The following is a 26594-nucleotide window of genomic DNA, read 5'->3' as shown; positions in this document are numbered from 1 at the left end:
AATTAGCGAATAATGCCTCGCTTGGAGTCCTGTAAGAACTTCACCATAAGTGCTACACCGGGGAATTCCTGTGCAGGCTCGGCAAGCTTTTCAATGGCTTCGTCTACTGTGTTACCTTCGCGGTATATCGCTTTATAAGCGCGCTTAATCGCCATCACTTCTTCTTTGCTAAAACCACGGCGCTTAAGTCCTTCAGAGTTAATTCCCTGTGGAATATTCTTTTGGCCGCTGACCATAACAAAAGGAGGCACGTCGCGCAGGATAATACCGCCAGCACCCAAGAACGAATGCGCACCAATCTTACAGAATTGGTGAATACCTGCAGCACCACCAACGATCACGTGGTCGTCCATGTGGACATGACCAGCAATCGCAACACTGTTTGCAATAATGATGTCGTTGCCAAGAACACAATCATGGGCCACATGAGAGTTGGCCATAAATAAACAGCGAGAACCGATTATAGTAATGCTGTTGTCTTGAATAGTGCCGCGGTGAACGGTAACCCCTTCACGGAACTCATTGTCATCGCCGATAACAAGCTCGGTAGGCTCGCCCGCATATTTCTTATCTTGGCAGTCTTCACCAATTGAAGAAAACTGATAAAACTTATTGTTTTTACCGATACGCGTTGGGCCGCGTACCACCACATGTGATTTCAGAATACAGCCATCACCTATGGTGACGTTGTCGTCTACCACACAAAATGGACCAATAGTGACATTCTCACCAATCGTTGCACTCTCTGAAATTACCGCAGTAGGATGGATCACGTTACGCTATCTCTCTCATCGCACACATAAACTCTGCACAGCACGCGACGTCGCCATCGACACTTGCAGTACCTTTAAATTTCCAGATCCCTCTGCGCTCTTTAACTAGAGCAACATCAAACTCAAGCTTGTCTCCAGGAACAACCGGACGCTTGAAGCGCGCGTTATCAATTCCCGCATATAAGTATAACTTATCATTATTCCCCATGGTCTTAAATCCTAAAACACCTGCAGCTTGTGCCATGGCTTCTAAGATTAGTACGCCGGGAAATATGGGTTGTCCGGGGAAATGCCCCATAAAACAAGGCTCATTAATGGTAATATTTTTATAAGCCTTTACAGACTCACCCAGAACATAGTCTGTTACACGATCAACAAGTAGGAATGGATACCTATGTGGAAGTAACTCCAAAATTTCTTGAATTTCGATGGTATTGAGTGAATTGGCCAAAAACTTTCTCCTGTGTACAAGCATGACCTACGACTATTTTATGCCAACATAATTTTTGGACTGGCATACTGGTCAAACTCGCCGTAAAAACTAAAACGGCGGCAACCATACGCTGTTAAGCGCAAAAAACAAATCAGACCAACACCTTTTGGGGGTTGGCCTGATCAATTTCTCAACGGTTTAGAACGATTGATTAGTTAGTTTTGCTAACCTGCTGAAGAACTTGCTCAGATAGGTCGTGTTCTTCTTTTGCAAATGCAACTGCACCTGCATTAAGTACTAGGTCGTAACCTTGCTTAGCGGCAACAGAGTCGATGGCTTGCTTGATAAGACCAAGTAGTTTATTGCGCTCTTCGTTGCTGCGACGTTGGATGTTCTGTTGAAGAGGTTGACCTTTTTTAGACAACTCTTCACGTACTGACAAGATTTTTTGTTCTAGTTCTTTCTTCTCTGTGTCGCTCATTGTCGCTGCATCGCGCTGAAGACGCTCGGCATAGAACTGACCGTCGCGCTGAAGTTGATTGACTTCTTCAAGCTGATCTTTAAATTCAGCTTGGATAGCGTTTTGAATTTCAGCCGCTTGAGGCATTGCTTGAAAAATACCTTGAACGTCTACTACAGCCACTTTCTGCTCCGCCATTACAGACGTACTAACTAAAGCGCTACCCAACATTGCTCCTGCAACGATATGTTTAACCAACTGTTTCAAAGGGAACTCCTTTTTTGAATCTTATTGTAGAGCGCAACTAATATTGCGCTCGCTTTAATGTCTTAGAAAGTTTGACCAATATTGAAGGTGAAGAATCGTGCGTCGTCACCGTCACGTTGCTGTATCGCTTTCGAGAAGCTGAATACCATAGGTCCCATTGGAGATATCCATTGGACCGATACACCCGCCGAGCTACGATACAGACTCCAATCAGAATAGTCCAACAGCTCGCCTCTCTGACTTGCCGCTACGTCAAACTGACGGTAATAGTCGTAGTCGAACTCAGTATCCCACACGTTACCCACATCCACAAACAAACTTGTGCGAACGGAGTTATCCATTTCTTCTTCTACAAATGGCGTAGGAACAATAAGCTCGATACCGCCAAGTGCCATAGCGTTACCACCTAGGCTTCGTGTAGACCAAGACAACTGCGCATCTGCGGGGTCACCTGGGAACGCTTCTCCATCTGGACCAACAATACTGCCTGAATTTCCGACAAATACACCACGTGGACCTACTGTGTTGTTCTCAAACCCACGAAGTGAGTCTGAACCACCTGCAGTGAAGTTTTCAGTAAACGGAAGAATTTGTTCATTCCCGTTAATATCACCATATCCGTTACCATAACCTAAACGCATGCGCGCAAGGAATGACCAACGTTGATTACGAGACAGTGGGAAGTACCACTTACCGTCAAATACTGTTTTAAAGTAGTTAACGTCAGAGTTAGGCGTAGTAATACTAAACGAGGCACGCTGCGACGAGCCCGCTGTTGGGAAAAGACCACGGTTAAGCGTACTTCTGCTCCAGCTTACACTCGCTAGGTAACTGTCGTATTTAATCGCTGCATCTGGGTCTTCACCATTGGTGAACTGGTTGTAGAACTGCTCAGTTTGTTCGTAGTAGCCACGGTTAAATAGCTCTACGTTACTGTAGGTCAAACCAAAGTTAATACGATTAAATTCGTTAATTGGATAACCTATGTTCGCACCAATTGACCAACGCTTCGAGTTGTATTGAATTACGTTAAAGTCAGAACCGTCGAACTCGCTGTAACCTAAGCTCCCACCCAAACTGATTCCATCAATGGTAAAGTAAGGGTCGTTATAGGTAATTTGCGCACTTCGCTGATAGGAAACCGTGCTCAAATTCAGGCCCACGCGCTTACCCGTACCCAAGAAGTTATCCTGTTGAATACCCGCCTGTAGGCTTAGCTTAGTTCTGTCTCCGTAGCCGATACCGGCATTGAACGAGCCTGATGGCTGCTCTTTAACGTTGTAATTAACATCAACCTTATCTTCAGAGCCAGGAATACGCACGGTTTCAAACTCGACTTCTTCCATATAGGTAAGACGAGACAGTTGATTTTTAGATGACTCAAGCAAGTTGTTAGACAACCAGGTGCCTTCCATCTGGCTTACGTTTTGACGTAACACGCTATCAGCTGTTACTACGTTACCGTTAAACTTAATACGGTTAACGTAAATACGCTTACCAGGGTCAACTGACAGGGTGAGTTTAACCGTTTTATCTTCATCGTTGATTTCAGGGACTGTGGTTACCGTAGGATAAGCATAACCAAAACGACCAAGATACTTGCTAATAAACTCTTCGGTGTAGGTAACTTCTGCCTGGTTGTAGAGTTCACCAGTAGTCAGCGGAAGTACCCGTTCAATATATTCTTCATGCCCCAGAACATCCCCCACTAGCTCTACTTCAGAGATAGTGTACTGTTCACCTTCGGTTACGTTCATTGCGATATAGATACCTGACTTTTCAGGCGTCATCGAGACTTGGGTAGAGTCGACATTAAAGCGAAGGTAACCGCGATTAAGATAGTGATTGCGCAGCGTTTCCATATCACCTTGCAACGTTTGTTGCTGATAGCGAGTTTCAGATAAGAAATCCCACCAAGGTGTATCGTATTGTAGCTCAAACGCTTCCATCAGCTCTTCGTCTGAGAAAATGTCGTTACCTACAATGTTTATTTGCTCAATTTCTGCCGCATCACCTTCTTCAAAAAGTAACTTCAAATCTACGCGATTACGCGGTAAAGGCGTAATAATAGCCGTAACGTCAGCGTTGTATTTACCAATGCTGTAGAAGAAGTCTTTTAACCCGTTCTCAATCGAAGTTAATACGGTCTTATCAAGTGGTTCACCAATGCGAACGCCATTACCGTCCAAGCTTTCCTGAAGCTGCTCATCTTTAATATCATCATTCCCTTCGAAAATGATGTTACTGATGGTTGGACGCTCTGCTACACGCACCACAAGCGTATTGCCATCGCGAAGTATTTCAACTTTTTCAAAGTGAGTTGAAGAGTACAACGAGCGAATTAGCTGCGTTACCCTAAATGTATTAAGCTCGTCGCCAACTTGTACGGGCAAGTAGGTTAAGGCTGCACCAAGTGCAACACGTTGTAAACCTTCTACACGAATGTCTTTAACGACAAATTCACTGTCTTGCGCCGCAGCATTGGCAAAGCTAGCACTGGAAAGAATGGCTCCGGCTGCTACTAACTGTTTTAACTTCATCTATTTTTCTTTTCCTGGCCGCGTTTTGTATTAGCTGTTTTGTACTTCCTGATTTTCATCAGGTTATGCGAGCGATATCGTTAAAAATTGCGATACCCATGATCATAAACAGAAGCACGCCACCTATTCTGTAACCCCATTCCTGCACTGCTTCTGGCACAGGTTTGCCTGTGATCCACTCCACGATAAAAAACATGAGGTGACCACCGTCAAGCATGGGCAAGGGTAATAAATTTATAATGCCTAAATTTACGCTTATTAAGGCAAGAAAACTCAAGAAGTACGCAAGTCCATACCCAGCACTTGTTCCCGCACCTTGAGCAATTGAGATAGGGCCGCTTAAGTTTTTTACCGACACGTCGCCAGTAATAAGCTTTCCTATCATTTCGACACTCAGTGTCATAAGACGCCATGTTTTATCTAACGCCTTCCCAATAGCCTCTATAATGCCATATTGATGGGTAAACACATACCCTTCTGGCCAAGGCTCAAATGTTGGGCTTACACCTAGATACCCACTTTGCCCCTGTGGTGTATCGCGGCGCGCTATCGTGGCATCTAACGTAAGCGGTTGTCCATCCCTTAGGATATCAAGCGAAATACGCTCACCAGGGCTTTCTACAATTACGTCAACTAAACGCTCCCACGATGTCAACTTAGTGCCATTTAATGCTTTAAGCTCGTCACCAGGTTTTAACCCTGCTTGCTGAGCGGCACTACCCTCACCAACAAAACCAACGGTTAATGTTGCATCGGGTCGATAAGGGGTTAACCCTAAGCTGCTTAAAGGAGACTCGCTATCTGGGTCAAAGTTCCAAGACTTCAGTGTAAATGTCAGTTCTTTTTCGACATTTGATGAATTTTTCACCGTTACACTGGCATTTTCCGACCCAATATTAGACACAATCTCAAGGTTAACGGCTTCCCAATCTGGTGTGCTTCTATCACCTATTTTGATGATTTCATCACCAGGCTGTACCCCAGCGATTGCTGCAATACTGTCTGTTTCAATATTTTTTACAACGGGCTTTACCGTGTCTAGCCCAACGAGATACATTAGCCACAAGGCAAAGAAAGCAAAAATGAAATTAACGCCAGGCCCCGCTGCAATCACAGCCATACGCTGCAACACAGGTTTATTGTTAAAGGCTTTATCTTCTAATTCAGGCGGTACATCGTCGATACGCCCATCTAGCATTCTCACATATCCGCCTAACGGAATCATAGCGATGACATACTCAGTGCCAGACTTACTTACCTTGCGCCAAATAGGTTTACCAAAACCGATTGAAAAGCGTTCTACCTGAACACCACATTTGCGGGCAACATAAAAGTGCCCCCATTCATGAACAGCAACCAAAATACCTAGGGCAACGATGAACGCACCTAAGCTCCACAAAAAGGCTAGCACTGGAATTTACCTCGAATAATCTCGTCAGCTTTAACTCGGGCTAAAGTATCTTGCTCAAGTATTTGCTGAATAGAACTAACAGAAACGTAAGGCATGGCGTTTAGCGTAGCTTCATTTACTTTTGCAATATCACAAAACTGAATGTTACCGTCTAAAAAGGCCGCAACCGATACTTCGTTGGCCGCATTCATCCGTGTTGTTGCACACTGCCCTTCTTTGCAGGCATCAATGGCCAATTTCAAATTAGGGTAGCGCTTGAAACAAGGCGTTTGAAAGCTAAAGTTAGCAATATCTGAAAAGTCTAGGGGCTTAACCCCCGCTTCGATGCGCGCTGGATGCGCTAAGCCATAAGCAATCGGCGTTCGCATATCCGGGTTACCCATTTGCGCGATAACCGAGCCATCAATATATTGCACCATGGAATGAATGATACTTTGCGGGTGAATAACCACATCAATATCATCTGCGCCAGCACCGAACAGCCAACAGGCTTCAATAAACTCCAGCCCCTTGTTCATCATAGTTGCAGAGTCGATTGTAATTTTTCTGCCCATCGACCAGTTAGGGTGTGTACTGGCTTCATCGATTGTAATTGATGAGAAGCTATCAAGTGGCCTTTCTCTAAACGGACCACCAGAACCGGTTAAGAGAATTTTACGAATGCCGGATGCAGCAAAGTTACCGTATTCATAATCGTGCGGGAGGCACTGGAATATGGCGTTGTGTTCGCTGTCGATAGGAAGAATTTCAGCGCCGCTTTGGTTCGCAGCCTCGATAAATAAAGCACCAGACATGACTAACGCTTCTTTATTGGCAAGCAAAACCCTTTTACCCGCTTTTACTGCTGCCATTGTGGGTAAAAGCCCTGCTGCACCCACAATGGCTGCCATTACAGCATCAACTTCAGGCGCGCTGGATACTTCTTCCAGCGCCTTAACACCAGCGAGAATTTCTGCATCCACACCGTACTGGGATGCTAACTCACAGGCTAGTTTGTAGTTTGCGTCATCAGCAATTACCACATAGCGCGGCGCGCATTTTTGGGCCTGCTCCATAAGCAATTCAAGCTGTGAGTTGCCAGTAATAGCAAATACACGATACTTGTCTGGGTGGCGGTTTATTACGTCGAGTGTATTACAACCAATGGAGCCTGTGGCCCCTAACACTGTTACTGTTTGCATTACGCCATCCAGGTTACATAGCAGAACGCAAAAACAGGGAATGCCGCGGTTAAGCTATCAATTCTATCGAGTACACCACCGTGCCCAGGGAGAATTTTGCCGCTGTCTTTAATGCCCGCACAACGCTTAAGCATGCTTTCGTTTAAATCGCCAAGGGCTGAAACAGCAACAGTAATGCCGCCAATAGCAAGGTGAAGCCAAATACGCGAAGGCTCTACCTGATAGTGAAGGGCCGCAAAAGCGATAATAGCGAATGAAGCTGCAATACCGCCTAACAAGCCTTCTAAACTTTTACCTGGCGATACGTTAGGGCGTAGCTTATGGCGTCCGAATTTTACGCCAACAAAGAATGCACCTATATCTGCAGCCCAAACAATCCCCAGCACATAGAAGATGAGTGAAGCACCGTAGAAAGGATCAACATCGTGCAAGCTCGTACGAAGCGCAACAACCGCTACCCATGTAGGTATAAGCGTAAGCGCCCCAAATAGGGTTCTAACGCTGCGACTGTCTTTCCAGAACTTGGAATATTTAGGATAGGCTAGCACCATAAATAAAGACGCTATCCACCATAATACGGCAACCGTTAATATGGCACGGTATAAACCATGTAATTGGCCTTGATACCAAATCGTGCTGGCATCAACAATAAGAGACAAGGCTATGCATATGGCAAAGGCACCTGCCATATAAATGAGCTTTTTAGGACGTTCACATACGCCCGACATATTCGCCCATTCATAAGCGCCAATGCCGACAACACCGGCAATGGCTATTTCAAACCAAAAAATAGGAAGAAAAAGAATAGCGTAAAGCGCCAGTGGCGCCAGAATTAATGCAGTTATTATTCGTTGTTTTAGCATAGTGTGCCCTTGGCTTTGGTTACCAGGGCAAGCCTGATAATTGCCTGTATGGTGTTAACCATCGGCTGTGACTAACTGTTCACCGGTTAAACCGAAGCGACGTTGGCGAACATTAAAATCGTCTACGGCCAATTGAAACACGTCTTCATTGAAGTCGGGCCATAGTACGTCGGTAAAATACAGTTCAGCATAGGCGCATTGCCAGAGCAAGAAGTTACTTATACGGTGTTCGCCGCCAGTGCGAATAAGAAGGTCTAACTCTGGAAGGTTAGCGGTTGAAATGTGCGCATTTAATGCGTCTTCTGTGATGTCTTGTACATCGAGTTCGCCGCTTTTCACTTGCGATGCAAGTTGCTTAGCCGCATTTACAATGTCCCATCTACCGCCGTAATTTGCAGCGATATTCAAGACAAGATCTTTGTTATCTTTGGTCATGTCTTCAGCTTTTCGAATCTTTTCGACAAGCTTGGCATCGAATGCCTCGACGTCTCCAATAACCTGTAACCGTACGCCGTTTTTATGTAGGCGTTTTGCTTCACTATTAAGAACAAGATTGAACAGGTCCATCAGAACACTGACTTCTTCTTCTGGTCTTTTCCAGTTTTCGCTTGAAAACGCAAACAATGTAAGTGACTCGATGCCATTTTGGCGTGCAAAGCGCACTACTGCACGTACAGACTCTACCCCGGCTTTATGCCCAAAGGTACGAATTTTCCCTTTCTTTTGCGCCCATCGACCGTTGCCATCCATAATGATAGCAACGTGCTTCGGGCCAGTAGTCGTTGCTACTGGCGCCTCGGCCTTCGACGATTTGGCTGCGCTTAAACGCTTTCCAATCATAATACTTACTTAAACTTCCATCAGTTCTTTTTCTTTGTCAGCTAGCAAGCTGTCAACTTTCTTAATGAACTCGTTAGTAATAGACTGAATATTTTCTTCTGCTGCGCGGCTTTCATCTTCGCTGATTTCTTTTTCTTTAAGCAGATCTTTTACATCGCCATTCGCGTCGCGGCGAATATTGCGAATAGCAACACGACCACCTTCCGCTTCGTTGCGAACAACGCGAATAAGGTCCTTACGACGCTCCTCGGTAAGCGGTGGTAAAGGAATGCGAATTGAACCACCTGCGCTCATTGGGTTAAGACCCAAGTCAGATTGCATAATCGCTTTTTCTACCGCTTGGATAGCGCTCTTATCAAATACAGTTAGCGCTAATGTACGGCTGTCTTCAGCAACAACGTTAGCAACTTGCTTAAGTGGTGTATCTACGCCGTAATAAGGAACCATGATGCCGTCTAGAAGGCTTGGATGCGCACGGCCTGTGCGAATTTTGCTGAATTGGCCTTTAAGTGCAACTAGGCTTTTTTCCATGCGCTCTTGCGCATCTAATTCAATTTCATCAATCACGTTTTGTATCCTATTGTTCTTAATTAATCGTTGTCAGCGTGGCGAATAATTGTGCCTTCTTTTTCACCCATCACAACACGTTTTAGGCAACCAGGCTTATTCATGTTGAATACGCGAATTGGTAAACCGTGGTCGCGAGCAAGGGTAAACGCTGACAAATCCATTACTTTTAATTCTTTTTCCAGTACTTCCTGATACGACAACTCATCATATAACGTTGCTTCAGGATTTTTTACCGGGTCATCACTGTAAACGCCGTCTACTTTAGTCGCTTTTAGGACTGCGTCAGCTTCAATTTCAATACCGCGAAGACATGCGGCTGAATCGGTGGTGAAGAAAGGGTTCCCCGTACCTGCAGAGAATATTACCACACGACCCGATTTAAGTAGGCTGATAGCTTCTGCCCAGTTGTACGCATCACATACGCCGTTCAGCGGAATAGCAGACATCATACGAGCATTAACGAACGCGCGGTGAAGCGCATCGCGCATGGCTAGGCCGTTCATAACAGTGGCTAACATCCCCATGTGATCACCCACTACGCGATTCATGCCCGCTTTAGCTAGGCCTTCACCACGAAATAAGTTACCACCACCGATAACCAAACCAACTTGAACACCAAGTTCAACCAGCTCTTTAATCTCTTGTGCCATTCTATCTAGCACTTTAGGGTCTATGCCAAAGCCTTCTTCACCCATTAGGGCTTCGCCACTAAGCTTTAACAGAATGCGTCGGTATGCTGATTTTGGTGTGATACTCATAGTTTGAAATGTCCTCGTAAACCCGTTTTGTCCTATGTCTTTCAATACATTATTGAGTTAAAAAACATAGGACAAAGCGCTTTCGTTGTCAGGCAGGCGCACGCTTATCTCGCCTAGCTTCACACTTACGCATTGCAATGGCAACACTCAAGACGTACAGCTATAAAAAAGCACCTCAAAAGAGGTGCTTTGTAGTTTATCTAACTATTGCGTAATGCAAAAGATAAACACTCAATTATTTCTTAGCAGCTTCCATTTGAGCAGCTACTTCAGCAGCGAAGTCTTCAGTCTTCTTCTCGATACCTTCACCTACTTCGAAACGTACGAAGTTGATTACGTCTGCGCTGTTGTTCTTAAGAAGCTCAGCAACAGAGATTGAAGGATCTTTAACGAAAGGCTGACCAGTCAAGCTCACTTCACCAGTGAACTTCTTCATGCGGCCTGCTACCATTTTCTCAGCAATCTCAGCTGGCTTGCCAGACTGGATAGCGATTTCGATTTGGATTTCTTTCTCTTTCTCTACAACTTCAGCCGGAACATTTTCAGGCTTAACAAACTGCGGGCTTGCAGCTGCAACGTGCATAGCCACGTCTTTTGCTAGCTCTTCGTCACCGCCAGTTAGGATAGAGATAACACCGATACGGCCGCCGTGTACGTATGCGCCAAGGGTGTCGCCTTCAACGTTGATAACGCGACGAGGAGAGATGTTCTCACCGATTTTAGCAACAAGCGCGTCACGAACTTCGCTTACTTTAGAACCGTTAAGTTCTGCATCGTTAAGCGCGTCGATGTCGTTGATGTTGTTCGCTGCTGCTACTTCTAGAAGCTCGTTACCGAACTTAAGGAAACCTTCGTCACGTGCTACGAAGTCAGTTTCACAGTTTAGTTCAAGCATGGTTGCACGACCACCTTCAACTTTAGTAAGGATTACACCTTCAGCTGCGATACGACCAGCTTTTTTAGCCGCTTTCGCTTGACCTGATTTACGCATGTTTTCAATGGCTAACTCAATGTCACCATCCGTTTCAACCAGGGCTTTTTTACAATCCAGCATACCTGCGCCAGTACGTTCGCGCAGTTCTTTAACTAGTGCTGCAGTCACTGCCATTTTTCAATTCCTCAGCATTAAATATAAAATTCGTTAGGTAAAAGGGGCGATGCCGCCCCTCTCAATACGTTTCGTATTGTAGTACCGCCATATTATCTAGATATGACAGTAAGCAATCAGAATTACTCTGCTGCTTCTACGAAGTCGTCTTGCTCAGCTTGTACTTCAAGGTTGCTCTCGCGACCTGAGTTGATAGCGTTTGCAGCAGCATCCAAGTAAAGTTGGATAGCGCGGATAGCATCGTCGTTACCAGGGATGATGTAATCAACACCGTCTGGGTTAGAGTTTGTATCAACAACACCAACAACAGGAATACCTAGGTTACGAGCTTCTGTTACAGCAATGTGCTCGTGATCTGCGTCGATAACAAAGATCGCGTCTGGAAGACCGCCCATGTCTTTGATACCGCCAAGGCTGTTTTCAAGCTTGTCCATTTCGCGCTGAAGCATAAGTGCTTCTTTCTTAGTTAGCTTCTCAAACGTACCGTCTTGAGCTTGTTGCTCTAGATCTTTAAGACGCTTGATTGACTGACGTACTGTTTTCCAGTTAGTCAGCATACCACCTAACCAACGCTTGTTTACGTAGTACTGGTCGCATTTAAGAGCAGCATCTTTAACTGCTTCGCCAGCGGCGCGCTTAGTACCAACGAAAAGGATTTTACCTTTCTTAGACGCAACACCTGAAAGGTAGTTAAGTGCGTTGTTGAAAAGTGGAACCGTTTTTTCAAGGTTGATGATATGAACTTTATTACGTGCGCCGAAGATGAAAGGCTTCATCTTTGGGTTCCAGTAACGAGTTTGGTGACCGAAATGCACACCTGCTTTCAGCATGTCACGCATAGAAACATTAGCCATTTTATTTTCCTCTTGGGGTTAGGCCTCCATATACCCCTTGTATCGATTCAGGCCAATCTAAATTGAGCTGAACACCCCGATACGAAGTGTCGGTATATGTGTGTTTTAATAAAATAAATTTACCCTCTAAACCGGTACTCAATTCGCAATGCAAAATGAGGATTCCGTCAGGGCGCGCGCTTTATACCACAATCACGCCTCACGCTCAAGTTTCGCCGTTATATTTCAAAGTACACCACGGTTATGAAAAAACCTCACATCTGTCACACCAACCAAATAAAACATCTATATTTCATATTGTTACTCAGAGCGGCCTGATCGATGTTATACTTTTTCCAGTAAAAACCTTTTTGTAAAACTTAGCTTAAACCGATTTGAGAGGCGCTGTGACAGCAATAATCAAAACCCCTGAAGAAATCGAAAAGATGCGCGTGGCCGGTAAATTGGCAGCCGACGTGCTAACGATGATTACGCCTTACGTTAAAAAGGGCGTAACAACAGATGAGCTCAATACCATTTGTCATGACTATATTGTTAATGAGCAGCAGGCGACCCCTGCCCCCCTTAATTATGGTCACCCTCCGTTTCCTAAGTCTATTTGTACATCCGTTAACCACTGTATATGTCACGGTATTCCTTCTGACAAGAAACTGAAAGACGGCGACATTATTAATATTGATGTGACGGTTATTAAAGATGGGTATCACGGTGACACGTCTAAGATGTTTGTGGTTGGCAAGCCTTCAATTCTTGCTGAACGTCTTATTCGCGTAACCCAAGAATGCTTATATAAAGCGATTGAACAAGTAAAGCCGGGTATGCGTTTGGGCGATATCGGCCATATTTGTCAAACTCACGCTGAAGCGCATAACTATTCAATTGTGCGTGAATACTGTGGGCACGGGATCGGCGCAAGTTTCCACGAAGAGCCGCAAATTGTTCACTACGGTAAACCTGGTACGGGCGACGTGCTGGAACCAGGCATGTGCTTCACTATCGAGCCTATGGTCAATGCCGGTAAGCGCTACTCTAAGGTATTGCCTGATCAGTGGACCGTCGTTACCAAAGACAGAAGCTTAAGCGCCCAATGGGAGCATACACTATTGGTAACTGAGAACGGCGTTGAAATTCTAACCCTTCGCGACGAAGAGACGTTAGCGCGCACCATATCTCACGATTAATGGTTCACCCCTTTATCAATAAAGAATATGAGCGGTAGCCCTAATGGCTACCCTCTTATTTTACTCTCGCCGCCTTTGTCCTATTTGGCATAAATTCGAATTTAGCTGGCGCGTTTCTCTTACGCTTTGTCATGCTACACACCAATAACAAAAAACCATAAATATTCACAATCCAACCTAACTTATGCATTAATTTGATACTGCGAACTACTATCAATTCATGCTATTGTTCGTAGCGTCTAAAAAGAAGTCTATTTCGAAGGTGTATTTTGACGCTGCAATCACTGATAAAGAATATCGACACCATCAACTCTGTTGATGAAATTCCCGCTATCAAGTCATGCGTGGAAGCAAGTTATGCTTGGATCACAGAATCTTTTGATGCCACACCGGTTAATCAACTTGTTACCGGTCGCGCGCAATTTGTCGATGCATTGCTTTGTCATCTTTGGCAACTCTATGGTTTAGATACCGTAGATGAGCTTTCGCTGTGCGCCGTAGGCGGATACGGCCGCGGCCACTTACAGCCCCACTCAGATATCGATTTACTTATTGTCAGTAGAAAGAAACTAAAGCCTGACGTGCAAGAAAAAATTGGCCAGTTTATTACGCTTTTGTGGGATATAAAGTTAGACGTTGGACAATCTGTGCGCACCATCAAAGAAACGGTGAAGCTGGCGAAAGACGATATTAGTATAGCCACTAACCTCGTGGAGAGCCGACTACTTTGCGGCAGCGAAATCACCTTTGATAAATTGTGGGACGAAGTCAATGGCCGTAATTCTTGGTCAAGTAAGTCTTTTTTCTCAGCGAAATACGACGAGCAGAAGAGACGCCACGCAAAGTTTAACGGTACCGCTTATAACCTAGAGCCCAATATCAAAGAAAACCCCGGTTGCTTGCGCGATATCCAATCTATTGGTTGGGTAGCGAAGAAACACTTTAAAGAATACGACGGCTGGAACTTGGTGGGTCACGGCTACTTCACAGAGCAAGAGCACAGCGAGCTTATTGCCTGTCGCATGCACCTTTGGAAAATGCGCTGTGCGCTTCATTTAGTGGCTGGCAGAAGCGAAAACCGCCTATTATTCGATTACCAAACCGACGTAGCCAAAATGATGGGGTATGGCGAAGAAGGAAAGTCGTCAGTAGAAAAAATGATGCGAGACTTTTTCCGCACTGTGGCACGGGTTTCTGAACTTAATCAAATGCTGCTTCAGCGCTTCAAGTACGACATGCTGAACCAAAGCGTTCAGCAATGCGTCATTATTAATGAAGACTTTGAGCTTCTTGATAATATGATTTCGCCCCGTCACGAGACGGTATTCTCATCACCCGAAGCAATTTTAGATTTCTTACACCTTGTTGCAAATACACCAGAAGTACAAGGCCTCAGCACTATTTGTATTCGTCAGTTGCGCAACGCCCATCGCGCCTTTGAAGCCGAATACTATGTAGAGCGCCCGCTGTGTCGTGAAAAGTTCATGCGCTTAATGAAGCAACCCGAGTTTTTTAACTTTGCTTGGGACATAATGCATCAGTACGGTATTTTGCAAGCCTACCTTCCCGAGTGGGATGCTATTGTAGGTATGATGCAGTTCGACTTGTTCCACGCCTACACCGTAGACGAACATACACATCGACTGGTTAAGCACGTTAATTATTTCTTCTCAAAAGAAAACAAGGACTTCCCGCGCTGCGGCAGAATTTGTAGACATCTAGATAAGCCTGAAGTGCTTTATATTGCGGCTATTTTTCACGACATTGCCAAAGGTAGAAACGGCGATCATTCCACGTTAGGCGCACAAGATGTTGCTAAATTTTGCCAGCTGCACGACGTGCCAAGTAAAGATGCGGAACTGATTGCTTGGCTGGTTGAGAATCACCTACTTATGTCGGTAGTGGCTCAACGCCGCGATATTTACGACCCCGACGTCATTAGCGAGTTTGCAAGTGCGGTAAGAAGTCACAATCACCTAAACTTGCTTTATACCCTAACGCTTGCTGACATCCGAGCAACGAACGACAACTTGTGGAATGACTGGAAAGCATCGCTACTGCGCGAGCTTTATTTGATGACGCAAAAAGCATTAGATAATGGGCTTCAATGTCAGGTCACACTAAATGAACGGGTCTCTACACATAAACATCAAGCGCGGCAGATATTACAAGAGCGGGCAATCGACACCACAGCCATAGATGCGTTGTGGGCACGCCTTGATGATGATTACTTTGTTCGATTTAAGCCTACACAAATTGCCTGGCATACAGATGAAATTATCAAGGCACAAGACGAGTGGCTTACGCCTGATCACAACGGATTGTTAGTTAAAGCTAACGATAACAGTTCGAAAGGAGGCACCGAAGTTTTTGTGTATGGCAAAGATAGAAAAGCCTTGTTTGCCCAAGTAGCCTCGGTATTAGATAGTCGCAACTGCTCCATTCACGATGCTCACGTAACCGTGACGCGCGACGGCTATGTGTTTGACAGCATGTTAATCCTTGAAAACGACGGTAGCCGTTTGAGCTCTGAATCCCGAATAGCGTCTATTGAAAAAGCCATTTCTGAGCAGTTAGAAAAACCAGGGCGTTCACATGAGAACAAAAGGAAATTACCTCGTCAAATGAAACAGTTAGACGTACCTACCAAGGTCCGTTTTTTCAATATCAACGATGAAGCGACACTTATTGAGTTAGAAGCCCTAGACGCACCGGGTATTTTGGCTAAAATTGGTCACGCATTCGTTGATACTAATATGACACTTAAACTCGCCAAAATTGCCACGATCGGCGAGCGAGCCGAAGATATTTTTATCGTCAGCAATGACGCTGGCATCGCATTAACCCAGGAACAACAGGTAAACCTTAAAAAGCGGATCCTGTTTAAACTCGACCAACTTGAAGATATCACAATACCATGAATGAATTGAAAGCCATTATTGAAGACGCCTTCGAAAATCGCGACAGCATTAGCCCATCATCAGCACCTGATGAAGTAAGAGATGCGGTAGCTCAGGCTATCGACCTACTAAACAGCGGCAAAGGCCGTGTTGCAGAAAAAATTGCTGGCGAATGGGTAGTACACCAGTGGCTCAAAAAAGCGGTGCTACTTTTCTTCCGCCTTCACAACAACGATGTAATTGAAGGTGCAGAAAGCAAGTTCTACGATAAAGTTCCGCTTAAGTACACTAACTACACCGCTGAGCAGTTTGCTGCTGACGGTGCACGTATTGTTCCACCCGCTGCAGTGCGTACCGGTACGTTTGTAGGGAAAAACGCAGTTGTTATGCCTTCTTACGTAAACATTGGTGCATTTGTTGATGAAGGTACTATGGTGGATACGTGGGCAACAGTAGGCTCATGTGCCCAGATTGGTAAAAACGTTCACCTTTCTGGTGGCGTAGGCATTGGTGGCGTATTAGAGCCACTTCAAGCAAACCCAACCATTATTGAAGACAACTGTTTCATCGGTGCGCGCTCTGAAATTGTAGAAGGTGTTATCGTTGAAGAAGGCTCAGTCATCTCAATGGGCGTTTACATCGGTCAGAGCACGCGTATCTATGACCGTGAAACCGGTGAAATTCACTACGGCCGTGTACCAGCGGGTTCTGTAGTCGTTGCGGGCAACCTACCTAGCGCAGATGGTAAATACAGCCTATACGCTGCAATCATCGTGAAAAAAGTTGATGCGAAAACCCGCGCCAAAGTAGGTATTAACGCTCTACTTCGCGGCGTTGAGTAAAACGCTCACCGCAGCGTTTTAAAAAGCAAATACTAAAAAGAGGCGCTAATGCGCCTCTTTTTGTTTGTACTAACTTACAACGCCACCCTCGCTTGCTTATCTTTCACGGGTTAAATAGCTTAAGCAAAAGTTAGGACGTTACCTTCGAACTTAAACGCTTGGCTTTAACACTTAAAATAAGCAAGTACTGATGCTTTAAAGGCGTGCATTTACCGAAAGTTGACAATTATGCTAACAGCTTATCTTTTATCGTGTTCACCCAGTCAACCACGTCTTTTTCAGGCTCTAGAGTTTCAATGGCGTCGACTTCTAGCATGTTCGCCACGGCGTTACCCTGTAGCTCACTGAGCAACTCTTGAAACTGTTTACCTGCACCACAGAAGCTTTCCCCGTAACTACTATCACCAAGTGCCGCAACGGCAAATGGCTTGCCCGTCAGCATAGGTGATTCATCTTTTAAGTCCGAGAAGACAAACTCAAGGTTTGGCGGCACGTCACCTTGCCCCGTGGTAGAGGTAATAATGAGTAGCGCGTCGGCATCGGTAAAATCAGCAACAGAAGGGTCGCTTTCTAACGAACAGTCTACACCTTGTTCGGCTAAATTCTCTTCAACCTGTTCAGCGACATGTTGGGCATTACCGTATACTGTACCCGCAATAATTTTTAAAGTTGCCATTTTTACCTCTTAAATAGTGTTCGCCCCTGTATCTAGGTGGCGAGAATCAGTGACAAGCAATTGCACTTGCTCACTAAGTTAAACCTTGAACGATGCTAGCCTATCTGCAAATTGTCGCATTTCGCTATGCATCTCACCATTAATCGTTATCCATTTTTGAGTAACAGGGTGAGAAAATCCCATCTGAGTACAACTTAAGGCCAAATGAGTAAAATTAAAGTGGCTTTTAGCGAATTTGTTTTGTTTGCCATCGCCGTGAGTCGTATCGCCAATGATAGGGTGACGAATATGTACCATATGCCTTCTTAGCTGATGCTTGCGTCCCGTACTGGGTGAAAGTCTCACTAGCGAATACCGTGCACTTTGGTATCTACCCACAGGTTCGGGAACATCGAACTTAGCTAAAGACTCATACATAGTAGAAGCAGGCTGCGGCGGCTGTTGGGGCCTTTTGTGTTTATCCGCTATTTTGTCATAGCGATATTTAAGCGCGTAATCAATATAACCAGTGTGATGAACAAAACCTCGAACAATAGCGTGGTATTGCTTTACCACCTGCTTGTCCATCATCTGTTTGCCTAGTTTAGCGGCAGTGTCAGCGCTAAAGCTAAATACCAGAACGCCGGAAGTCGGCCTATCTAAACGGTGTGCTGGAAAAACATGCTGGCCAATTAGATCCCTTAACGTCTGAACAGCAAACACGGTTTCGTGCTTATCGATAGGGCTTCTATGGACTAACAGTCCCGGCGGCTTGTCTATCGCGATAATATGCTCATCTTGATATAGCACGGGTAAGTGCAAGGGCTGATGTTCTACTTGCTTCTTCAACACATCTTCACGATGTTCACAGGCTATAGTGTTGCTTGTTTGGTTCATACGCCCTTCTCACTGGCAATATCATCAATTGTCTGTAATTGAGCGATAGTGCGATGCCCAATACCATTTAAGTAGACTTGGGCCGCTGGGGTAATTTGCATAGCTGGCAATGTTTGCTTTTGGGCAATGATGATTCGCATTTTGGGAATAAAGATAAATGCTAGCCAACTCTCAAACGGTAAGCTATCGACGGCGAAAGGCACAGTACTTTGTAGCGCGCTATCTAACACCTTTCGGGTTGGTTTGGCGTCAGGCCAAATGCCCTCTTCCTGCATTATTACCTCAAGATTATCCAGCGCCTCGCTAAGCACGCCGCTACGCGCGCTCCAATGCATGCTATGAGGCATATTTTGTGATTTGCTCACTTTCTTTCCCAACAATCTCAATACTTAATCATAAATGCGCGCAGTATATCAGGGCCTGTGCAGCAACATAAGTCGTTAGCACGTGTCGTTGAAATTCTTTGGCTGTGATACCATTTAACTTTGGTTGTTAGGACTGTTGGCGGTACCTTTTAGTGTTTCTCTACCTAGCATATAAAAACACGAGGGCTTGTAGCACCTAAAGCCCAAGTAAATCAGCAGCCCCTAAAAAAAGCAGTATTTTGGAACGAGTTATGAGCGCTAACAGTATCAATTCAATCAGTGAGTTTTTATTACATGCCGGCACTGAGTATCAGGTCTTTGACCTTGGGCGGCGCCTTGTACCAATCGATAACCAAACGTTTCTTGAAATAGAAAACGCTAGTGCCTATGCGCCCTACCCTCGCCAAAAACACGGGTGGTTTGGCATCGTTTTTTGGAATAAAAACGCATCATCACAACACTATATTTGGTTTGTAAAGCTTCCTCTTGACGAGCAAGGGCTTGTAGTGACAGCAGCAAGAAACCACTTTTTAGAAATTATTGTAGATGCATTAGGGCAATCCATCGCAGAAGATACTGAGAAAGCACAGTCTTTGCCCGATAATCCCTACTCATTTGTTCCCAATCAATCTCAGCTTGCTCAGTTTAACGCGCTAGTAAAATGTAGGCTCAATCAGCCGCTAAATGAAGATGCACAAAAAGTTGAAGCTTATATTCAGGCGCCACAGCTCGTGGACTGGCAGCAAATTACCATGCAAAGTGTGGCTGACTTTGTTCATAGCCTGAACCTACACCCAAAGAAAGCAGCGCTCATTAAGGCTATTGAACATAATTACTCACTCTACGCGGACGTCTTTTTAAATACGCTGATGGAAATGTGCGAAAGCGTAGCCTTGCCCGACGAACTTTTAACCGCTTTCATGGCAGAGATAGACAGGCAAGACAGTATTAATCTCTCGGCTTTGCGCAGCACATCACAAAGCGTGTTTAACACAGATATTAATAGCAAATTGCTTGACCTTTTAAGTAAAGACACATCACAACGACTCGATATCCTCAGTGTGATAGCAGCACGTCACTTCGAGCAAATGGAGCCATTACTACTCACGAAGTTTTTTGAACAAGCAGCAAAAGTTGATGAGAAGGAAGGACACAAAGGCGCCTTGTTTGCTGGTTTCTTTTCTGATTTAGTACAGATTCCTAAGCTTCGCCGACAAGTGCTGACTTTACTGCACTCAGAGGCTAACCCAGCGCTGTTAAAAAGCGCGTTTAAACAACTCTTCGAACAGGCGAGAAAGTAAAATGACGTTACTTGAGCTTGTTATTTGGCTAATCATTGGTTTCACTGGCTATCAATTTTGGCGTATACGAGGGATCTCTGAGCGAACCAACGTTTATCTTAAACAGTATTGTAATTCTAACAATTTGCAGCTGTTAAGCGTCGCGAGAGCAAAAACGCGTCTCACATTCAGATACGGAAAGCCTGACTGGCACAGTAAGTTTTATTTTGAATTTTCCAGCAACGGCGAAGATAGATACACCGGTGAAGTAGAATTGGTAAGTATGCGCGTATTGCGTACTGAGGTGCCACCTCATCGCGTGTGACAGAGCGCCTTTTTAAGATGTGCTCGCAATGCGCTAACGCTATTTAGCGGTGGCAAAAATGCACTTAAAAAACACACCAAAAAAAAGGGGAACCTATGGGCTCCCCTTTTTCCTGGAATTTTGAGTATCCTTCTCCGCTATCCTTTGCGACTAAAATCATCCCGATTAAAATCCGTATACGCCCCTTTCCATCTACTCTCGCGCAATCCTGTGCGAGCTACCCTTCCGTGCGTAGGTCCCTTTCCTTTGCTCCTTGACTACTGTACATCCTTCATACAGTGCTCCTCATCCTGAGGCTGTCCTCGCCAGACTCCGCCGGCACTCCCTTCCCTCGTCCTTTGTATGCTGTACATCCTGCTACAGCTTCGCTAATCCTTTAGCGTGTCCCTCTCTTCTTCCCTGGTTTGCTCGTCCATGCAAACTGAAAATCCTTATTCGGCTTTTCCTTGCCGTTGGCTCCTTGCCTCTAGCTACCGCTAGTCTTAATCCTTAATCCCTTGTTACATCCTGTCGTGAAGTCCTATCACACAACATGTCCTTTATCCTTTGGTATTCCTTACAATGTCCCTATCGTTGCAGTTTCCTCACTGCGTTCCTTTTCCTTTATCTCACTGCCATGTGAGAATCTCGTCCTTAAGTTGTCCTAACCCTTTCCTTGAAAGATTTCCTTGCTCAATCCGTGACTCGTCGTGTTTCCTTGTGACGCATTAATAGTATCCCTTCCAATTATTACCGCCATGTTGAATTACAATAATTTTAGGAAGTTTTTTGTACGACTTTTGACTAAATTTAAAAAAAGTCAACACAATCAATGACTTTATACTTTAGTCTAATTTTATCTTGCATAATTTAGGTAAGATCACGCACAGCATTTGTAGGACATATCGTACAAACGCCGTAGTAAATTGTGCGTAAAGAAAAAGAAGAAGGCAGGTAATTGATCGGTAGCGCGTTAATATTGGTTAAATAGCGTTCACTTCGCTCTATACATCACGTTGCCCTTAACGTGCGATAAGCTTAACTGACCTACAACCTTATAATTGTCGTCGTTAAAAAATGAACGGTGCTTTTCAATAGTAACAAACACTGAGACCCCCTCACTTTTCTCGTCTTCTTCAATCACGCTATCTATGGCGCCTAACAATATATGCCCGAGACCGTGGTGTTGGTAGTCAGGGTGAACTGCAATGAAACTTAGCATGTGAAAGTTATCTGCTGGAACCAGTGCTCTCACTTTTTCCTCTTTTTCGAGCATCTGTTTAGTGCCGAATAGACCCGCTGTTAATAGCATTCGCAGTCGCCAGTGCCAATATCGACCTGCGCCAAACGCAGCATCTGGTGCAGTCAAACAAGCAACTGCGATTAACCTGTCCTCATCAAAAAGCCCTATCATAGGTTGTTCTGCCACCCAAAAGGCATTTAACTCTTCACGAATAGCCGAGCGTAGGCGACTTTCATAGCCCTCTTTCTCCGCCTGAAAAATATCAATGAATAGCGGATCATCGACATAGGCATTATAAAGAATAGAGGCGGCAACTTTGAGATCGTCTACACAGAGGTATATAGCCTTAACCGTATCATTAAGGGGCGCGAACGCGCTGTTTATTGCTTCGGTACTCATAGGGGCTCCTCGAACGCAAAGTTGTTTAGGTTGATCATAACCAATACAGTAAAAGTGACAAAAGCGATCCTGTTTAGTAGAAAACTCGACCGGCCACTCAAGCTGTACAAACTTTAGCCTACGTGAAAACCCCTCCAATGTTAACTTTTTATTAACATTTATTATTGCACGCTAATTCTGATACCTTGATTCAGTAACGTTAAATTAGACTAAGCGCTTAGTGCATTAAGCTATAAGCACTGTCTCCCCACCCTACTAGCTCACCATTTCTAAACACAAGCGGCGTACACTCATCTTTTGTGGTAATTCCATCTCCCATGGTTTTTTGCGTACGGTAATACAGCACGCGATAAGTTCCATCTTGCCTTTCAAACAGCTCATTGAAATCTGCAACGCCCATTTTTCTAAGTACACTTTCATAGCTTGTGCCTGTTTCGAGGTTAGCAATATGTTTACGGTTGTTGAATTCTCTATCTTCCCAGTCAGCGCCATAGTGACTGTCAGATCCGCCACCAACAGATACAACGCAACCCGACAAAAGCACTGACGATGCTAAAGCTACAGAAAGAAGAACAATTTTCATGGGAATTCCTTATTTTTTATGTGTGATGTTTTTTATTTTAAGTGTTAAGAGCCTGCTGTCCTTTGACGTACTTCTACGGTCATCAACCTCTTTTATCTTCAAGATATTACGCTCGCTTTGTGAACTTACACTGAATCGCGTTTACTACCTCGAAATCAGCAATAAATGCCCACTGGCATTCACGCTTATTTAAAGACATAGCAAACAAGAATGAGGCCAAAACTTAACACATTGAAAAGTATGGAATTTTAAGATTATGAAAAAAGAAAACTATCGTTTAAATAGTGAAAACAGTAACTTATTAGTGAAATTGACTATACGAACAAGCTACACTGACAAGATGATAAAACGTTAAGCACCACTTACTTATGAGTAATTCAAATTTACAGCAGCTACACCTTTTGTGCGTTCAAATGTACAAAGAGGGTAAAACGCCTTCAGTAGGCATTTTGCGTTCAAAGGCGCCGTTTAAAGTGTCTGTGACTGACGCGATAGAAGCCATAAAGCGCTTTAACGCCCATAAACCAACCCTTGAGACTTCCAGCGAAACTCAACCTTTGCCACAAACCGAGAGAAAGGATCACAGCGTGCTGTCTGCGCGTGTGGAAGCGCTAGAGAATGAAGTAGCAGAGCTAAAACGGGCGCTTAAGCAAATCACAACCGGGCAATAGCCTATCGCCTACACGAGAAAAGCTATGCGTTTAATGGTGAAAGTTGCTCTATAAACTCAGCCAGGGAGTTGGCGAGGATCTGCGTTGGTGCTTGGCCTACTTGCTCGAGGGCGACTTCACCCGTTTCATTAATGACGGTTAGAATAAAATCTTCCTCATCGGTAAGCCCAAAGAAAAGCGTAGGCGCTTGATTTAATCGCTGCTTCATTAACAAATGGCCAATCAAGTTTTGTTGAAGTCGTTCAAAGTCTTCACGGTTAAATACCTGTAGCAACTCACAATCGCCTTGGGGCGCTTTGGCTTTTAAATTATCACTGTAGTAGGTTGTAAAGTAACTGCAATAATCAGCATGTAGTTTCAACGATAAGGCGTCTTCCACGTTATTGAACGACAATGGCGGGCTTTGTCGTTTAGGTGCCCACTCGACTAACTCACCATCCTGTGCAGTTTCTTCATAGCAGGGTGATGGCCATTCGCTATCAAACGCAATTTTAAGGCCCTCGCCTTTAGCGTGTTCGACATAAGATGATACAAATTTATCTAATTGTGCTGAAATTGTTAGAGCCATTATGACGTTACCTACGTATTTTTGGGGTACACTATACAACTACACCGTTAAGTCAATACTAGGGCGAATGGAACGCGATTTATCGAACGAGCTTCGGGAATAGCGCATATAGTCTTTCGCATCCTAGTCGCTATATAAAAGGTTCTTATGTCGACTGACAACTCACCTAACAAAATTATTATCACTGCGCCTGACGATCTCTCTCTCGGCAAACAGGTTGACTACGAATTTGAATACAACCCCAGTTTGCTGCAAGGCGTTCCACGTAACTTAAGTCGTGATACATTAAATCTGACGGGTGCTGAACTGCCTTTTAGCGGTATCGATACTTGGACAGGTTATGAACTTTCTTGGTTAAACCTAAAGGGTAAGCCCAACGTGGCTATTCTAGAATGCCACGTCCCTATTACTTCAGAAAACTTAATTGAATCGAAATCCTTCAAGCTGTATTTGAATAGTTTCAATCAAACTAAATTCCGCTCTGCAGAGGACGTTCAAAAAGTACTTCAGAAAGATTTATCTGCATGTGCTGGTGAGCCAGTAAACGTCGATCTAATTTTGCCAAAACAATTTACCGAACTGCAATTTAAAGAGTTTGAAGGCACGCTATTAGACGAACTTGATGTAGATATCGAGACATACTCACCCACTACACAATACCTTTTTACCAGCAAAGACGATAAAAAAGTAAAAGAAACACTGGTCTCTCACTTACTTAAGTCGAATTGTTTAATCACAAGTCAGCCAGATTGGGCTAGTATTCAAATTAAATACGAAGGAAAAGCCATTGAACACGAAGGGCTTTTAAAGTATCTGATTAGTTTTAGACAGCACAATGAGTTTCACGAACAGTGTGTAGAGCGAATTTATAACGACATTATGTTTCATTGTAAGCCGGACAAACTAACAGTATGCGCACGATATACACGAAGAGGTGGATTAGACATCAACCCTTTTCGTTCAAATTATGAAGCGCCTTATGCCAATCACCGTCAAGCGCGTCAGTAATATAAATGGTGAAAGTAAGCATATTTTAGTCAGCTAAACCGCTGCGTTAGCGGCGAGTTAGAATAAAGTCGAGATTATGGAAGCAAAACAATTACAAACCCTAAAGCAAAACAACACGCTTCTTTGTCAGTTTATTGTAAAGCTCTCTGCGTTTTATGAAGGCTTCTCGGACAAAATAGATACCGAGCTAAAGGTGTTGCGAGGGCATCTTTCTGGCACCCCTAACTTTAGCCTTGCTACTGTTAGTATTGAAAAGCTAAACAAGTCGCTCCAGCATCAGGAAATCACCCTGCGCAAATACAGTGTTGATACGGTTTCATCTCTTGAAGATGCCATGAAACAACTGCAAAAAATTGTATTTGAAGACAGTGAATTAAAAGGCTTGACCACGCAAGAGCTGATCAAACTGAATCAGCCTATTGGCGATATATTCAGTATCTATAAACTCTATGCCAAAGCCATAGCGCTACACCGTATTGCGCTAAACAAAGAAATGGTTGGACTATCGCCAATTGACTCAGGTGAAAATAGCCATAGCGGTAAGGACGATACAAAAGCCCACGCACCGCAAGATGAAAATCCTCACTATCGTTCAATATTGGTTGAACTTAACCACTTAATCACGTCTTACGCGCAGAAAAAACCTGACGACCATCAGCTGACCGATATCAAACAGCGTCTTGATGAGGGCATGGATAAAGAACAGTTACTTAAAAGTTGTGTCGTAATTTTGCGAATGATTGTGCAAGACGCTATGTCTGAAGCAAGTTTGACAGGCAAAGTAATTCAAAGCCTTCACCGCTCACTTAGCGAAGTAAGTAACGATGTAAGTAACACCATAGAAAATAGTAAGAGTCAATTTGAGAAAAGGCAGGTGGGTAATGAACAACTTAAACGCCATATCAGCCATATCGAAGAGGCCATGTCGGAAAGCGAGTCTTTTGAGGCATTAAAAGAACAAACGCAGTTTTGCGTTGAAAAACTCGTCACAGCACTTAGCGAACAACAAGATAGCGACGAGCAGGGGCAAGAGGCAATAATGGCCCTGCTATCCTCAATGCAATCGAGAATAGATACCCTGCAGCAGCAAACCAGTGTTTACAAGAAGAAGCTTGCTGAACAGGCGATGCAGAGTCGAACCGATCCACTTACCCGCCTTCCAAATAGACAGGCCTATAACGAGAGACTTGAGACAGCCTATACCCGTTTTAAATCTAACGGTCATTCGCTGGCGGTTGCCGTAGTCGATATCGATCACTTCAAATCTATAAACGATAGGTTTGGCCATGCCGCTGGGGATAAAACACTGCAAGTCGTCAGTAAGTTTTTAAAGCAAAGCCTCTCGGAAAATGATTTTGTTGCCAGATGGGGCGGAGAAGAGTTTGTCATGCTTTTGCCTGATGCCGAAATGGCGGACATAGATAAAAAGCTTAATGAAGTTAGAACCAAGCTAGCCGCAATGCCATTTAAGTTCAAACAAGAAAAAGTAAAAATTACCGCCTCTTTTGGCGCTACATGCTTTGGTCAGGATGACACTACAGAGTCTGTCTTCGAGCGCGCCGATGAGTATCTTTATAAAGCTAAACGAAGTGGTCGCAACCTTGTTGTCACAGATTTAAGCACTGACGTGTAGGATGTAG

At 44.3% G+C, this 26594-nt stretch carries 26 protein-coding genes; 8 read left to right on the top strand and 18 right to left on the bottom strand.

Annotation, left to right across the window (positions count from 1 at the left end; genetic code table 11):
* Positions 1–2 precede the first annotated feature (2 nt).
* From lpxA to rpsB, 12 genes are all read right to left on the bottom strand, one after another.
* On the bottom strand, positions 3–773 hold the full coding sequence (gene lpxA, locus ACTRWF_RS04090; RefSeq protein ID WP_015066413.1) for an acyl-ACP--UDP-N-acetylglucosamine O-acyltransferase: 771 nt from the start codon (positions 771–773) through the stop codon (positions 3–5).
* A 1-nt stretch (position 774) separates the two neighbouring features.
* Positions 775–1224, bottom strand: a complete 450-nt coding sequence (gene fabZ / locus ACTRWF_RS04085) for a 3-hydroxyacyl-ACP dehydratase FabZ (RefSeq protein ID WP_012517574.1) — start codon at positions 1222–1224, stop codon at positions 775–777.
* 193 nt (positions 1225–1417) lie between these two features.
* Positions 1418–1933, bottom strand: a complete 516-nt coding sequence (locus ACTRWF_RS04080) for an OmpH family outer membrane protein (protein WP_012517573.1) — start codon at positions 1931–1933, stop codon at positions 1418–1420.
* Positions 1934–1995: 62 nt separating this feature from the next.
* Positions 1996–4473 (bottom strand): outer membrane protein assembly factor BamA, encoded by a 2478-nt coding sequence (gene bamA / locus ACTRWF_RS04075; RefSeq protein WP_015066412.1) that lies wholly within the window; start codon positions 4471–4473, stop codon positions 1996–1998.
* 58 nt (positions 4474–4531) lie between these two features.
* Positions 4532–5884 (bottom strand): sigma E protease regulator RseP, encoded by a 1353-nt coding sequence (rseP, locus tag ACTRWF_RS04070; protein ID WP_015066411.1) that lies wholly within the window; start codon positions 5882–5884, stop codon positions 4532–4534.
* Positions 5878–7065 (bottom strand): 1-deoxy-D-xylulose-5-phosphate reductoisomerase, encoded by a 1188-nt coding sequence (gene ispC / locus ACTRWF_RS04065; RefSeq protein ID WP_015066410.1) that lies wholly within the window; start codon positions 7063–7065, stop codon positions 5878–5880. Before ispC ends, rseP begins: the two co-directional genes overlap by 7 nt.
* Entirely contained in the window at positions 7065–7928 is an 864-nt protein-coding gene (locus ACTRWF_RS04060; protein WP_014948557.1) for a phosphatidate cytidylyltransferase, read from the bottom strand. The genes ispC and ACTRWF_RS04060 overlap by 1 nt, the downstream gene beginning before the upstream one ends.
* A 54-nt stretch (positions 7929–7982) precedes the next feature.
* Positions 7983–8768, bottom strand: a complete 786-nt coding sequence (uppS, locus tag ACTRWF_RS04055; RefSeq protein WP_015066409.1) for a polyprenyl diphosphate synthase — start codon at positions 8766–8768, stop codon at positions 7983–7985.
* Positions 8769–8777: 9 nt separating this feature from the next.
* Entirely contained in the window at positions 8778–9335 is a 558-nt protein-coding gene (frr, locus tag ACTRWF_RS04050) for a ribosome recycling factor (RefSeq protein WP_012517567.1), read from the bottom strand.
* A 23-nt stretch (positions 9336–9358) separates the two neighbouring features.
* Positions 9359–10096 (bottom strand): UMP kinase, encoded by a 738-nt coding sequence (pyrH, locus tag ACTRWF_RS04045; protein WP_015066408.1) that lies wholly within the window; start codon positions 10094–10096, stop codon positions 9359–9361.
* Positions 10097–10331: 235 nt separating this feature from the next.
* Complete coding sequence (gene tsf, locus ACTRWF_RS04040) at positions 10332–11204, bottom strand: translation elongation factor Ts (protein WP_012517564.1); 873 nt, start codon at positions 11202–11204, stop codon at positions 10332–10334.
* 122 nt (positions 11205–11326) lie between these two features.
* Positions 11327–12058, bottom strand: coding sequence for a 30S ribosomal protein S2 (gene rpsB / locus ACTRWF_RS04035; protein ID WP_015066407.1), 732 nt, complete (start codon positions 12056–12058; stop codon positions 11327–11329).
* Between the two features lie 386 nt (positions 12059–12444).
* Between rpsB and map the strand changes: the two genes are divergently transcribed.
* The 3 genes from map (at position 12445) to dapD (ending at position 16981) form a co-directional block, all read left to right on the top strand.
* Positions 12445–13239, top strand: coding sequence for a type I methionyl aminopeptidase (map, locus tag ACTRWF_RS04030; protein ID WP_015066406.1), 795 nt, complete (start codon positions 12445–12447; stop codon positions 13237–13239).
* Between the two features lie 269 nt (positions 13240–13508).
* Complete coding sequence (gene glnD / locus ACTRWF_RS04025) at positions 13509–16160, top strand: [protein-PII] uridylyltransferase (RefSeq protein ID WP_015066405.1); 2652 nt, start codon at positions 13509–13511, stop codon at positions 16158–16160.
* The gene (gene dapD, locus ACTRWF_RS04020) at positions 16157–16981 is read left to right on the top strand and encodes a 2,3,4,5-tetrahydropyridine-2,6-dicarboxylate N-succinyltransferase (protein WP_012517490.1); all 825 of its coding nucleotides are present in this window, start codon (positions 16157–16159) and stop codon (positions 16979–16981) included. The genes glnD and dapD overlap by 4 nt, the downstream gene beginning before the upstream one ends.
* 226 nt (positions 16982–17207) lie before the next feature.
* On the opposite strand, the gene ACTRWF_RS04015 is transcribed toward dapD, so the two are convergent.
* The 3 genes from ACTRWF_RS04015 to ACTRWF_RS04005 all read right to left on the bottom strand — a co-directional run bounded on the left by ACTRWF_RS04015 (position 17208) and on the right by ACTRWF_RS04005 (position 18898).
* Positions 17208–17657 carry a flavodoxin domain-containing protein gene (locus ACTRWF_RS04015; RefSeq protein WP_015066404.1) on the bottom strand — a complete coding sequence of 150 codons (450 nt, stop codon included), beginning with the start codon at positions 17655–17657 and terminating at the stop codon, positions 17208–17210.
* A 78-nt stretch (positions 17658–17735) separates the two neighbouring features.
* Positions 17736–18533: a pseudouridine synthase gene (locus ACTRWF_RS04010; protein WP_015066403.1), complete on the bottom strand. Its 798-nt coding sequence runs from the start codon at positions 18531–18533 to the stop codon at positions 17736–17738.
* On the bottom strand, positions 18530–18898 hold the full coding sequence (locus ACTRWF_RS04005) for a YqcC family protein (RefSeq protein WP_015066402.1): 369 nt from the start codon (positions 18896–18898) through the stop codon (positions 18530–18532). Before ACTRWF_RS04005 ends, ACTRWF_RS04010 begins: the two co-directional genes overlap by 4 nt.
* A 251-nt stretch (positions 18899–19149) precedes the next feature.
* On the opposite strand from ACTRWF_RS04005, the gene ACTRWF_RS04000 reads away from it, so the two are divergent.
* Both ACTRWF_RS04000 and ACTRWF_RS03995 read left to right on the top strand, forming a co-directional pair.
* Complete coding sequence (locus tag ACTRWF_RS04000) at positions 19150–20199, top strand: DUF3549 family protein (RefSeq protein ID WP_015066401.1); 1050 nt, start codon at positions 19150–19152, stop codon at positions 20197–20199.
* A 1-nt stretch (position 20200) separates the two neighbouring features.
* Positions 20201–20503: a DUF3301 domain-containing protein gene (locus ACTRWF_RS03995; RefSeq protein WP_015066400.1), complete on the top strand. Its 303-nt coding sequence runs from the start codon at positions 20201–20203 to the stop codon at positions 20501–20503.
* A gap of 973 nt (positions 20504–21476) precedes the next feature.
* On the opposite strand, the gene ACTRWF_RS03990 is transcribed toward ACTRWF_RS03995, so the two are convergent.
* On the bottom strand, positions 21477–22124 hold the full coding sequence (locus ACTRWF_RS03990) for a GNAT family N-acetyltransferase (protein ID WP_015066399.1): 648 nt from the start codon (positions 22122–22124) through the stop codon (positions 21477–21479).
* Between the two features lie 217 nt (positions 22125–22341).
* The gene (locus ACTRWF_RS03985; RefSeq protein ID WP_015066398.1) at positions 22342–22707 is read right to left on the bottom strand and encodes a DUF3192 domain-containing protein; all 366 of its coding nucleotides are present in this window, start codon (positions 22705–22707) and stop codon (positions 22342–22344) included.
* A 368-nt stretch (positions 22708–23075) separates the two neighbouring features.
* Between ACTRWF_RS03985 and ACTRWF_RS03980 the strand changes: the two genes are divergently transcribed.
* Entirely contained in the window at positions 23076–23378 is a 303-nt protein-coding gene (locus tag ACTRWF_RS03980; protein ID WP_015066397.1) for a YceH family protein, read from the top strand.
* A 22-nt stretch (positions 23379–23400) separates the two neighbouring features.
* Here ACTRWF_RS03980 and syd read toward each other — a convergent pair whose 3' ends face one another.
* On the bottom strand, positions 23401–23946 hold the full coding sequence (gene syd, locus ACTRWF_RS03975; RefSeq protein ID WP_015066396.1) for a SecY-interacting protein: 546 nt from the start codon (positions 23944–23946) through the stop codon (positions 23401–23403).
* A 147-nt stretch (positions 23947–24093) separates the two neighbouring features.
* Between syd and queF the strand changes: the two genes are divergently transcribed.
* Positions 24094–24954 carry an NADPH-dependent 7-cyano-7-deazaguanine reductase QueF gene (gene queF / locus ACTRWF_RS03970; RefSeq protein ID WP_015066395.1) on the top strand — a complete coding sequence of 287 codons (861 nt, stop codon included), beginning with the start codon at positions 24094–24096 and terminating at the stop codon, positions 24952–24954.
* A 76-nt stretch (positions 24955–25030) separates the two neighbouring features.
* On the top strand, positions 25031–26587 hold the full coding sequence (locus ACTRWF_RS03965) for a GGDEF domain-containing protein (protein WP_015066394.1): 1557 nt from the start codon (positions 25031–25033) through the stop codon (positions 26585–26587).
* The last annotated feature ends 7 nt before the right edge of the window (positions 26588–26594 follow it).

This window comes from Alteromonas sp. G5_S2_22_S1, assembly GCF_054968525.1.
Note: the sequence above shows the minus strand (reverse complement) of the source record. Positions and strands in the feature narration are given on the sequence as shown.